The organism is Clostridium sp. AM49-4BH (assembly GCF_003478335.1).
Taxonomy (GTDB): domain Bacteria; phylum Bacillota; class Clostridia; order Lachnospirales; family Lachnospiraceae; genus Butyribacter.
Map to the genome: position 1 here is coordinate 22875 of NZ_QUFB01000003.1, position 13045 is coordinate 35919.

Sequence of the window (13045 nt, forward strand, 5' to 3'; positions counted from 1 at the left end):
CAGACAGTGCTACATCATACGCCTGGCTCCCTTAATCTCGCCACGTTCCAAATAAGCCGGTGCACTCCAATCTGTTCCATCATAGTAACTATAACAGATCTTCTTTTCTCCCATCATATCTTTTTGAAGTGTTTCTGCATCCGTATCCGCAAGATTATAGGTGTCACTCTGCCATACTACAATTGCTTTTCCGTTGTTTACTGCTACTTCCGGTGCCATATCGGCCACATTATTTGCAGTAAGCGTCGTATGCTTTCCATTAACATATACATGGATCTCGGAGGAGTTAAACGTAGCGTTTAATTCTTTGCTGTCAACGTTTCCATCCGAATTAATGTCAGAATCATACACGGCAGAATCAAAGGCTAATACCTTTAAGCTGCCATCAGAAGCATAATCTACTGAATTAACCGTTTCCGATTTGCCTTCTGTTCTCCATGAAGTAAGTACTTCCGGTTTCGTCCATTCTCCGCTTTCTTTTGTGCTAACCGCAGGATTGATACTTACAAGATCCTCAAGCGTATCTGAATAGGTGAGTGCCATACTGTTGCCATTGGCTGCAAGCACCGGCGGCACATCCGGATTGATATACTGTGTCCAATCTGCGCCCTTCTTCTTCGAAGAATACCGTACCACCTTACCGGTAGTCTCATTACTCATATTTGCAAAGTCCAACGGATTTGGTCGCCCTGCCGGGAATTTGTCCCAATCCTGATACGTTCGTATCTTACTGAAGCCGGTTCCGCATATTTGTTTGTGATACCGAATAAATAATCCTTTGTACTCAAAATCTAAGGAGATGCTTCCGGTAAAATTCAAACAGCCACCATAATAGGCTTTGGTCTTCTTAAGATCACTGAATGTAACGATACGATTGTCATATCCGATAGACAACCGTCCAACCGGACCAAACTTGATCTTTACAATCTTACCATCAAAACCAATTCCTCCACTGGCACATACATAACCCTCTACGCCTACGAGAATGTCTGATACAAAATTATATTCACTGGTAACCGTCAGATTATTCGTCTGGAAATTCATACCAACGAACTTATCATGATATGGATTCTGGCCACTGAGCAGCGCATCGACACTGACAGTACATCCCACTTTGATGCCATAATAGATCGGGATGATGCCAACCATCGTATTGTTATTAAAACCAAATTCATAACCCAGTGTTCCGGCAATACCACCACCGGTATAGGTCAAGATCCATTTGCCATCAATATAGTCTGCCGTACCAAATGCATATCCGGACAGCGTCTTGGACACTTTATTGTCACGCAGATCATTGATCGTCTCTGTCACTACCGATACAACATTATTTTCATCGAGTCCCGCTGTACCAATGGCAACCATAAAGGTTTTCTTCAGCGGATTGTCGGTATCCTGGTATGCGATCTTCATTGGCAATACCTTCGGAATATTAAAGGATAACTTACGGTTAATGACCTCTCCGGCTGATATCTGCGGCGTCTCGATCGTTCCACAGAAGTTTACCTCTGTCGGCTTCGCCGGCTTACCAATCTCTGAAATATTACATACGGTATAGTCTGCCGGCTGATCTGCAAGCACCTCTCCACTCGCTGCTTTGATCTGATACTGCGGCGTAAACTTACCTACTGCTGCGTTTTTGGTGTTGATCGCAAATTCTGTTTGCTTCCACTCATATTTCATACCATCGACGGATGCCACGCTCTCAGAAACGCTAGGGATCTCCTTGTCATTAATAAACATGGAAACCGTATGTTTCTGTGAAACCTGAGAGTATACGATCACTTTCTTATCATATCCTTTATAAAGCGTAAGATCGCGAACAAACTCATAATTTTGATCTCTGGATGTTAATACGCAGTCATTCGTTCCATAGCAAGGCTGCAGCCATATGGACGTTCCGGTATTTTCCTGATATCCGTCTCGATACAATGGATAACGCACAAGCTGTGCCGCATAGGCATCATCCTTTGCCGTGACTTCCACTAACACATCGGCGTCCTTCAGTTCCTGCACATCCTCATACTCTAATGTGATCGTCTCTGAACTTCTGGACAATTTCTTCGCTTCTGTTTTGTTGGCGGAAGCGATCACGTTTCCATCCAGATCCACGATAAAGGATCGAACTGTAATATCAATATCCTCATCATCATGTCCATATCCTTTTAACGTCACATTTTGTTTGTAAGTGGACGATACCGGATATATATTGATCGGATAAGAGCCATCACTCTCACCACTCTTCAAATCCTCTAACGGTACTTCGGACTTGCACACGCCACAAGTTACTCCGACATCACGATAACTTGTTCCCAGCTTCCATACCACAGCATCTCCGTTGGATAACTGTTTCACCGTTTGATTGGAAGTATTCATCTGTGTCCATTTAACGTTCTTCTTAACCTCTGCCTTTGCTGCATAGCTTGCTTTGTCATTGTCCGCCAAATAGGACTTGTAGCTGTCAGCCGTGACAGGTCTGATAATATAAAGCGCATCCTTTAAGGTTGTCACATAAACACTCAGACGGTAAATCTGTTCTGTGGTCTCATCCGTGATCGTCACATAGGAAAAGCCTTCATTTTTGCCGATCAACGTAAGCTTCGTCCCCTCTACCGAACAATCTAAGATATCTTCTTTTGAAGATACCGCCGTAAATACATCATCTTCCGATGCACCGCCCTTAATATCCAAATGACGTACCATCGTAGCCTGATTCAGCTCATTGTAAAAGGTATCCGCATCATCTGCATTTTTTACTGCTTTGGCAATCGCCGTTCGATTGGAAAGTCTATAAATTTTTGATATAGGTTCTCCATTTTCCTCCACAGAAAGCGGGGTCTTCTTTTTCTTTTCCCAAGTAGCATACATCGTTAAGGTCTTTTCACCCTCATAACGGGAACCGGCCTCATACATATCACCGGTACCGTCCTTCTTGGTATTCCAACCTATGAACTCATATCCTGTTCTCTTCGGCTCTTCCACCGTAAGCACCGAATTATAAGTATCCTCTTTACACTGCGTATTCGGCGATTCTATCACCTTATCCGTAGTGTTCACATTATAATTCAATGCATACTCGCCATCTGCCATTGCTTTATCCGAAAACGTATCGACCGCATCCATAACCTCCGGCGTGATACCGTTTGTTACCGGCTTCTCCCAAGCAATGTAGTCGCCCTTTTTATATCCTCTGTTGCAAGACATATAATAGCCAAATCCATTCGAGCTTACAAACTGGATTCCATTCTCATCATATTTCGTAACTTTACCCATGCACAGCAAGCCCTTAATACCATCTTCATATACTCTATTCATATATTTTTTGCCCTTAGCGGTCGAGCATACATTATCTGCTGTACCGACTAAAGATTTGTCCGGCAGATTCTTAGACGAACCGGCAACAACCGGCTTATCATTTTTCTCATACATAAACAGTGCAAACGGATATCTGTCATCTCCGCTATAACGGAATATAAAATAACGATCCTTTACCTGCTTCTCCGAATACTGATGTCCCCTTGAGGCGTTGGCCGTTCCCCAAGAAGCATCATATGGATAACCATTGATCTTATTTGCTGACGTTACATTATCAAAAAACTGATTGCTGCTTAACTTTACCTTAAACAGACCAGACTCATAATGGCGATCCCACGTTGCATACATGGTCGCAGTTCGATTGGAAGTATACGTACCACCGGCTGCATATGTGGTGCCGCTTCCGTCTGCCCGTGTATTCCATCCGGTAAAAGTATATCCACTTCTCTTCGGCACTTTTGAAGACAACGTCAACGGCTGTCCTCCCTGTTTGACCTGATCTTCCGGCATATCCGTAACCGCTTCACCATTTGCCTGATACATGACTGCAAACTCACCGGCAGTCAACTGGTGTGACGAATAATCCGTCATTGCAGCAAGCTCTTTCACGGTTGCCTTCTTCGCAGTCGATTCCCATGCAATCTTCTCTCCAATACCACGCCCCTGATTGCCGCTCAGGTAATAACCAAATTTATTTTTGCTTATAAAATACATTCCGTTAGAATCCGCTTTTCCGACCTTGCAAAGTGCCATAACACCTTCCACACCATCGGCATACGTTTCCTTCATATACTTCTTAGCAGTGGCCGTCAGTGTGACATTTTTCTCAAGTCCGATACGAGATCCCTCGAGCAAGCGATCCGATTGATCTACAACGACCGGTGTACCATTCTCATCGTACAAACACAGTGCGATCGGATAATCCTCGTCACCGGAATACTTGAGAACAAAATAACGTTCCTTCATAATTTCCGTTGTCAGCTGCTGACCCTCGGAATCATTAGCACTACCCCACGATGCATCATATGGCAGTGCATTCAGTCTACCGGTACTCATGATATAGTCAAACAACTGATCAATACCGTAGCATCCTGAAAAAACACCTGTCGTGTATTCTCCTTCCCTTACCACAGACTGTGAGTCTACTGATGCTGCCTTGATCGTGATTCCCTCAAAGGATGTTGACGAAAAGACCATTCCCAACGTCAGCACACAGCAGATCACACGCTTCATAACCTTGTGTAAATTCATAGGTTCCCTCCTTCTTCTATTGTTTCCATTGTCTGTTGCAAAACAAAACCTCATACATTACTATACTTTCTTCAACCTGCCACACCGCATTCCTATCACATTTACCGGCTGGAAAGTTGAGTTCCCCATGTAGAAATTATATCATCTTTGGAGGGAGGGGGTGCCCACGTGGCGTGAATGTCAAAATAGGGTGTGAAAAGTATAGGGGGTTCCATTATTTTTGACGATAAATTTCCTTTAGATCTTCAATTGCAAGCTCCGGTGCCATTGTGTGAAACATCAGATAATTACGTTTCATGATTGCCACCGGTGCCTGTTTATAAATATCTTAATAAAACGTGCGCTGTCTAAATTTCTATCTACGGAAAGTTCGAATAATCTTCCTTGAATATCGCAAAACTGTAACTCCAGTGCATTCATGATCTGTCACCTGCTTTCTCTACAATTACAAATATCCAATTGATTCTTTGCATGCTTCACACATGTTCTCCAAAGTTTCATTCCAAAATAATCCACAAGAAATTCCGGAAAAGCACTGATAATAAACACTTTATTATTGCCTGCTAAAGCCTGTTCACACATAAAGATATCATGTGGATTTGCTTCATCTAAATACTGTTCATAAGAAATAACTTCTGCATTTCCTAACAGGCATGATATTTTCATTGAAAAATATAGATATTTTCTCCGGCCGGAAGCGTAATAATTTTTAAATTTCCATGCTTAAAGAACACCTTTGAAATATTATCAATAACCTGTGGTTCTCTGGCTTCTCCTTCAACTATAAATGCCTTATAGTCCTTATCTGCCATTAAACGCACCTGCCTTATACATTTTCTGAAGATTATGAGCCTGACGAAGCTCCTTTTCTGTCAGCTCTGAAATTGCATTTATGCTATTATTCTCAAGAAGGAAATAGCAATCTGGCCTGAGTAAATCATTGCTCATAAGGTTTGTGTTGTGTGTAGTTGTAAATACCTGCACATCGCTAATTCTTCTAAGTCTCTTCTGAACTGACTCTGATAATTCATAATGGTAAAATGCATCAAACTCATCAATGAAAACAAATGATGCTTTTTCCATACGGATATACCAGTAATAGAATAATGCAAGGGATCTAGTTCCTGTTGAAGCAATCTTGAAGAAGTCAGCATCTTTATTGTCGAAATGACAATATATAGCCTTTCTTCCATCGACCTCGCATCCATATAATTCATAATCGATACCATTTTCTTTTAAGAATTCTTGGAAATCCTTAACTTTGCCACTATTAACAATTCCTTCTGCAATACTCTCTGATCCGTTCATAAAACCTTCATATCCACGGCTATCAAGTGAATAGAATAAAAGCATTCTCTCGACAAAATCAATAAACTTCTTAAATACCTGATTCTGAACATTATCTGAAAGAATTGAATTACTATTTACATATTTCACTCTCGAGATCGGGCTTTCATTTCTTATTGATGCATTCAAAGTATCTGATCCCTCAAGCAAAGTAAATCCATCTCTTGTCAGGAAGTCAAAGAAAATGACTTCTTTTCCATCAATGGACAAACTTTCACTCTTTAAGGAATTCACATCCATTTTACTGTACTTATATACAACTTCATGTCCGGCGAATACGAATGTGTACTCAAACTCCGCAAAAGATTTCCTTCCACTCATATTCAGATAAAAATCATAGCTTCCCAGGAGTTTTTGCTTTTCAGTCAGATGAGTAATGATATCAAAGATAGCCAAACCAAGATTCGACTTTCCACAACTGTTGATACCATATATAATTCCCTTCGTTATGCAGCCATTCTCTATTATTTCAGAATTAAAGCTGTAATTACTGGGTGTTCCTATATCTAATGTGATTTTATCCTTAAATCCTTTGAAATTTTCGACACTAAATTTCTTTAACATGATAATCACCTTCCATTTCTTTTTCTTTATTATATAATTGTCTGCAAAAAAGTTCAAGTCTATCCGTATTTTTTTTGCGGCAATGTCGAATTTTTGTTTCGAATATCAATCCCACAGTCTTCCATTTCGCGATTTTGCACAGAAGAGGGGGCGCCGGTCTCCACGATGAGGCTTGCTATGATCCACGACTGTAGTTGCTTGATGACCTCCTCTCAAATAAAAACAACAGCACGATCTATATTTCTATAGACAATGCTGTTGTTCGGCAATCACTTTTATTTTCAATTGTTAAATTATATTTTCAGCTTATTCATGCCCCGCATACCAATAGACTGTACCGCTCTTAAAGTCTATTTGATCATCTGTGTAATAATTCTCCGGTGCGTCTCTGACAATCGTTTCACTATCATTCGGATTTATTCTCTCCGGTAAATAACTCTCGTGGATAGCAACAACATTACCATTGGCATCTTTATACAATACCGTCCAATAACACTGAGCAGTTTTGCTTGTGGAACTATTTGTAAACGTGCTTTCCATTTCCAAGTTCCCGTTGTCCCTTATAAAAGAAATCTTTCCGCTAACATATTTTGCCATACTTGTACAGTCATCATCAAGATCTAGTGTTATTTTCGTAATCTTTGTCTTTGACGGAACAAGACTTTCACGGTTATAATCCGTTAAATCAAAAGGTCCTTCACAAGTTGCCGTATACCAAGTACGCTTCGCACCCAAATATTTCGCATTAATTGTAATATCGTTTAATAATCTGCCTCTATCATCATATATGTTGCAGGTTACATCCATAGATGGAATAAAATAATTCGATCCATTATATATTGCGAACAAAATATTTCCGTCTTTTAAGCGACTAACCTTAAGACTAATACTGTTCTTTATTTTCGTTTCAACAGTAGATGCTGTCGATGTATTTTTTTTCGTTGTCGGAGTTTTTTTCGTACTGGTTCTTCCGGCACTTGTTTTTTTCTTTGATTTTTTCTTCGCCTTTACAACTATTTTGGCGTACCATCTCTGTTTACCCGCCTTAACCGTTATCCTAGCTACACCTTTTCTACGTGCTTTGATCACAATGCTGGTTTTCTTGCGTTTTACAATTTTTATAACACGTTTCCCCGATGTTATTTTCCACTTTGTTTTCTTCTTACAATTATTGATTCTCAATATATCCTTCTGTCCCACCCTAAGTGTAAATTTGTTCACACTCTTTGCCTCGGCGTTCATAGCAGCACGAGAGCTGCATCCGATCATTAATGTACAGATTAATACTATTGCAAATATGCGTTTTATTTGTTAGTCATTATAATTCCTCCTGTTCAAACTCAGTAGCGTCTTGTCCTCTCAAAATCGCCATCTGATTATCACAATATGATACATTCAAATCAATTTGCGAATTGTCTTCATCCGCAAATTGATTTGAAAAAGATTTTTTTATCCGTGCAAAACATATTGAATGGCTTTCACAATTCCATCAAGCTGATTTGTAATATCCAAAAACAACAAGATTAATCCCATTACAAAAATCCAAATTACTCCCGATATGATCTGCTTCATGATAAATTTCTTTTTAGCTTCATCAGACATTTGCAATACCGTTCCACAGCTTGGACAATAAGTTGTCTGATCATCGCATTGCTTTCCACATTTTGTACAAAATTTTGCCATTTTTCTACCTCCAATTTAACTATGTCGTTATTATAAGCTTCTACAGGTGGTAATTGTAACCGAGGGTTGTTCTATTCTCTTTTCCGTTATTTTCATTTTCGCAATTTCCCTAAAGCATGATAAATTCAATCTAAAACACACTTTTTGAACGGTTATTTATGCAAACATTGTGCGTATTCGACAATTATTAGAATTAACTTCGTTAAAAATAACAATAATTTTTTTCAATCTTCTCCATATATTTAAAATGACCGTTTCGCAAAATCTAAGCGAAACGGTCATTTTAATATGTCTTCTAGCATCTATTTCCCAGCATCATCCGTCAATATCTGTTGTGTTTTCTGTTTCCCTGATAAATTATTATCCGTACTTTGTTCTGGAATTAAAGCAATGATCGCCAATGCCATTACTAACAACAATGCTGCAATTTTAATAAGATTACTTTTTCCCATGGTATCTTACTCCTTCCCTCTTCATGCAACTTTTTTACTTACCTCACGCTAAGCATACACCATCTATGTTCAAATATTTCTCCGTTTTTTTCATTCCTTTTATAATCACTACAATGATCGATTTTATCTGATTTATTCTAGGTTTCTATCACTACAAAAAATATTTTTTCTTCGACCGCCACTCGACGATTTGTAAATTATGCATAATTTTCACTCATAATTTTTGTGAAAGTTTTTTTCAAAAAAAGAGGATCGCTAAAATAACGATCCTCTCTTGCTACTACTTGCCAAATGCTATCATAACTTATGTACAGTTAGGCATTTCAGCATATTATTCTGCTACTACATACTGAACCCATCTCTTAACATTACTAATACTGTCAGATGCCTCTACCTTTGTAGTAGACTCTTTGCTTTCGACCTTCTTCAGATAATATGTGTATACTTTAGAACGGTCTGCATAACGATACTGTGTTTTATAGGAGGATACCACTTGTCTTGTAGATTCTCCATACCAACATGGAGCACTTCCGTATAAATTGAAATAACCTCCAATTTGTTTTGAATACTGATTACCTACACAGGCAAGCTGAGCTCCCCAACCTCGTTCCTGATAATTGGTGCAAGACTTTCCACCCCACACACCAGAACAAGGTCCGGATGTTCTTCCATCTGCAGATAAATATCTAATGTAATTATACTGCGTGGCATATCCATTAGGAACAGACCGCGTCTCAACCTTTCTAGAATCACTGCCACTAATATTACCATCTGACCAGCCGCTCCAGCCTCCATATGGTCCCCATACCCAAGAAGAATCATATAAGGTATAACCTGCTACTGAGCTATTGCTAGACGTAATTTTTGTTGTGTAATCATACGTCCACTTTTCGCCAACGATTGTAGCATTATCTGGAACTTCTGATTCCAATACCCAATCCATAGAACCATACTTTAACTTATTGTAACTGTCCTCATTAATTGTCACAAGTTTTCCACTTGTAAAGTTCAGCAAAGAATCGCCTTCCACTTTACCGTAGATCATATAGTCACCTGTCAATACTAATTTACCAACAATATTAGCATTCAATCTCGTCAAGGACACATCCTTGGACAATACAACGTTAGAACTTGTCGATTCCAACTTAATCGTACCATATAACGAAATATCTGTCTTATCAGCAGACAATATCATGGCAAATCCATTTGTCTTAGCAGATATTCTTGCCAAATTCAGTTTTGCAGAAGAACATACGACCGGAGCTGATTTATTGTCCTCAAATACAAAACCGTTCAGTGTAGTTTCTTTAGCATCGGAAGAAATTTTAAGTCCTTTATATGCTTTATTGCCACCATTTAATTCAAAATAATCTGTTGACTTTGTTATATCATATGTCTTATTTGCTAACGTATCTTCCATATCAGCCAGATTAACAATTAACTTGGTAGCTCCTGAGGTAATTGCCGCATTGGCAATATCACTATTCTTGGCATTTACTGTAACTTTTCCTGCTCCGGTAAATGCATTTTTGCCAAGCTTCTTAATGTTTGTAGTTACCGTAAAATCATCCAAACTGCTACATCCACTAAACGCTTTATCGCCAATAGTTTGTAGTCCCTCTGCCTTGACAGAAGTAAGTGATGAACATCCTTCGAAAGCTTGATCTGGTATTTCCGTAATATGCTTGCTAAGTTTGATTGACTTAAGCTTATCATTTCCGGCAAAAGCATCTTTTTCGATACCAACGATCTTAACAACGGATGTTGTTCCGTCACCGTTGTCGGTAGAAATATAGTCTGGAATATACACATTAGTTCCTTCACCAGTGTAATCTACAACCGTACCTGTTTCACTATCATAAACAAGCCCCTTGGATCTAACCAATGCATTATCAATATACTGATTTACTTCAAACGGAACTTCAAATGGTAAAATTCCATTTTCATAATCATTAAAGTTATGTGTCTGCTTCGAATAGTCAATGAAATCGTATGTGTCATCATCCTGTACACCATATGTATATACATAATAGGAACTAGACGCAATATCATATCCTACAACTGCAAAGACATGAATGGTTCCAGCACATACCATTCTGTAATATCCCTCTGGAGCATCCGCATTCGAATACGTCTTAGAAGTCGTTTCCGTCTTTTGCGTCGAATAGGACAAAGCCGATGAATATTGATTTGATTCAGACGACGTGCTACTGTCTGATGTAGATAACGCTTCTGATCCCCCCTCTGAATACGTTTTGTTGTATCCATAGGTATCACTCACCTTACTGCTAAGCATCTGAGAATGTGACGAACTTTTGCTCGCTGACATACTTTGTTCTACACTATCTTTGCTTCCCCAATAACGACTATCCGTCGTAGTGTCTGTATGTTCTTCGTTCTTTGTCCTTTCTCCATTTACTTCTCCATAAACTTTTCCACCAATTTTAAAACCTTTCTCGCCTCCAACACTTCCACCATCAATGCCCAAATTGGCAGTTTTTTTCTTGGAATATTCTCCATTGACTTCTAATCCTGCCTTAAAACCAAGCTTAGAAGTTACACCATTTTTATCCGTTACAGTATGGTCTGTACTACCTCCATCTTCTACGCTATTAAGTGTAACTAAACTTGCACTTGCTACAGAACTGCTGGCATCGACCACTTCTTTTCCACTTTCATCAGTATGACTCTGCATCAAAGTTAAACTATTATTCCAATTTTTCGATAAAGACCACGCAGTTGTACGCGTTGTTGAATTTGCAATCGCATTAACAATTGATTTAGATGTCGCCTCTGTAACCGTTCCACTTGATGTGATCGTTTCAGATACAGTGAGACCACTTGTATTACCAAAATCTTTAATTGTATACAATGGAACATTTTCCATCTGACCAATTTCATAAGCGAACAAATACTGCCCCTCTTTTTCATCCTCGACAATCATTGGCTCGCCTAACTGTTTTACCGGTCTTGTCTGATTTCTCTTACTGGTCCAGTTTGCATGTAAGGTAATGTTTCCGGTTTTACCCAATGGAATCTTATCAACAAGATTATCTTTCTCATCGGTCCATCCCATAAATGTATAGCCAAACCACTCAGGATTTGTCAATGTCGCACCCTCATTTACCTTGTATTTAATGCTATCCACTTTTGCCAATGGTGAATCAAAAGTAATCGTATACTCTCTTGCTGTCCAATGCGCATACAGATCAATATTACCCGTTTCGCCTGCAGCAATCTGTTTTATCTGCTTGGCATTAGAGCCTTCTCCATCATACCAGCCTTCGAAAATATAGCCTTCACAACTAATATTCTTCAATGTTAAACCAGTTTCAGAGCTATATGTATTCGGGTTTGTATTTTCAATTTCCTGCTTCTGCAAATATGCATCATCCTCATACAGATGATACGTAATAGAATTCTCCGAATTCTCCAATGGTGGAACAACTTCCTGTTTTACTAACACTGCGCCACACTCACCACAATGTGAGCCTTCGGTAAGTCCTGTACTTTCTGAAGTGGCAGCTACTGCAGCATCTACCACGGAAACATGTCCCTTAGCTGGAATTACAGTATCTTCCAATTTGATATTATTAAGACCTTTTTCGTCGCTATAATATTTACCACAAGAGGTGCAGTAATAATAAGCCTGATTACCCTTTTCAGTACAAGTAGCTTCCTTTGCCTCAACTGCCTTCATGGTATGGGTGTGTTTCTCCGTTGTCGTACCAAGATTCACGCCATATCCACCTGCAATATATCGACGCACAAGAATGACATCTGCTGAGTTAATTCTTCCATCCTCATTGACATCACAAGCTTTCTCGTTAATAGTCTGCTCATATCCACCTGCTATCTGTCTTCTCATCATAATGACATCTGTAGAATTAATTTTGTTGTCCTCATTAAGGTCACCTGGTGTAAATGCAGAAATTCCAATTTCGCCATCTTCTGTTTTTACATCTACAGCATTCAAATCTGCATCAACCATATCTCCAGCGTCACAAGATACACTAATCTTATAGCTTTCTCCTGATTTTGCAGTGTCGCTCACCTTAAAAGAAAGTTTTAAGATGGTGCCATCTTTGATGTCATCCGCTGTTATTTCCTGTCCATCCCATACGAATTTACATGGAGACTGTATTTTTCCCGGTTTTGTCAATACTAGAGAAGAGAACGCATCTCCTGCAGTTGCATCAGTAAGCGTCAGACCCTCATCATATTTCAAACTAACAGCTGCTCCTAATATTCCCGGATTATCTTTTACATCAACAGTAACATCTACTGTTGCACCAGGCTTCGCTGTCTGACTTTGCACAGAAAGTGTAACCTGTTTTTTAGCTGTGTCTGCCTTTACATAATGCGACGGACAACCGGTCACAATCATAGCAGCAGCAAGCACACTGACAATAATTTTTTTTTCTATTTTCATA

The 13045-nt window shown here is 39.3% G+C and carries 7 protein-coding genes; all 7 read right to left on the minus strand.

The window, feature by feature from the left end; translation table 11 throughout:
* Positions 1-9 precede the first annotated feature (9 nt).
* The gene (locus DW981_RS01520; RefSeq protein ID WP_182434071.1) at positions 10-4566 is read right to left on the minus strand and encodes an InlB B-repeat-containing protein; all 4557 of its coding nucleotides are present in this window, start codon (positions 4564-4566) and stop codon (positions 10-12) included.
* 662 nt (positions 4567-5228) lie between these two features.
* Positions 5229-5378 (minus strand): hypothetical protein, encoded by a 150-nt coding sequence (locus DW981_RS15480; RefSeq protein WP_243034631.1) that lies wholly within the window; start codon positions 5376-5378, stop codon positions 5229-5231.
* Positions 5368-6477 carry an AAA family ATPase gene (locus DW981_RS01530; RefSeq protein WP_118506529.1) on the minus strand — a complete coding sequence of 370 codons (1110 nt, stop codon included), beginning with the start codon at positions 6475-6477 and terminating at the stop codon, positions 5368-5370. The genes DW981_RS15480 and DW981_RS01530 overlap by 11 nt, the downstream gene beginning before the upstream one ends.
* Positions 6478-6783: 306 nt before the next feature.
* Entirely contained in the window at positions 6784-7698 is a 915-nt protein-coding gene (locus DW981_RS01535) for a hypothetical protein (RefSeq protein WP_147352580.1), read from the minus strand.
* Positions 7699-7926: 228 nt separating this feature from the next.
* The gene (locus DW981_RS01540; RefSeq protein WP_118506531.1) at positions 7927-8160 is read right to left on the minus strand and encodes a zinc-ribbon domain-containing protein; all 234 of its coding nucleotides are present in this window, start codon (positions 8158-8160) and stop codon (positions 7927-7929) included.
* A gap of 302 nt (positions 8161-8462) precedes the next feature.
* A complete protein-coding gene (locus tag DW981_RS14940; protein WP_182434072.1) occupies positions 8463-8612 on the minus strand; it encodes a hypothetical protein in 150 nt (49 codons plus the stop codon).
* A gap of 331 nt (positions 8613-8943) precedes the next feature.
* Complete coding sequence (locus tag DW981_RS01545; protein WP_118506532.1) at positions 8944-13044, minus strand: leucine-rich repeat protein; 4101 nt, start codon at positions 13042-13044, stop codon at positions 8944-8946.
* Between the last annotated feature and the right edge of the window lies 1 nt (position 13045).

What these genes read in the sequence shown, in the direction of transcription:
- DW981_RS01520 (WP_182434071.1), bottom strand. Translation starts at nt 4,566, where the DNA reads ATGAATTTACACAAGGTTATGAAGCGTGTGATCTGCTGTGTGCTGACG.
- DW981_RS15480 (WP_243034631.1), bottom strand. Translation starts at nt 5,378, where the DNA reads ATGGCAGATAAGGACTATAAGGCATTTATAGTTGAAGGAGAAGCCAGA.
- DW981_RS01530 (WP_118506529.1), bottom strand. Translation starts at nt 6,477, where the DNA reads ATGTTAAAGAAATTTAGTGTCGAAAATTTCAAAGGATTTAAGGATAAA.
- DW981_RS01540 (WP_118506531.1), bottom strand. Translation starts at nt 8,160, where the DNA reads ATGGCAAAATTTTGTACAAAATGTGGAAAGCAATGCGATGATCAGACA.
- DW981_RS14940 (WP_182434072.1), bottom strand. Translation starts at nt 8,612, where the DNA reads ATGGGAAAAAGTAATCTTATTAAAATTGCAGCATTGTTGTTAGTAATG.
- DW981_RS01545 (WP_118506532.1), bottom strand. Translation starts at nt 13,044, where the DNA reads ATGAAAATAGAAAAAAAAATTATTGTCAGTGTGCTTGCTGCTGCTATG.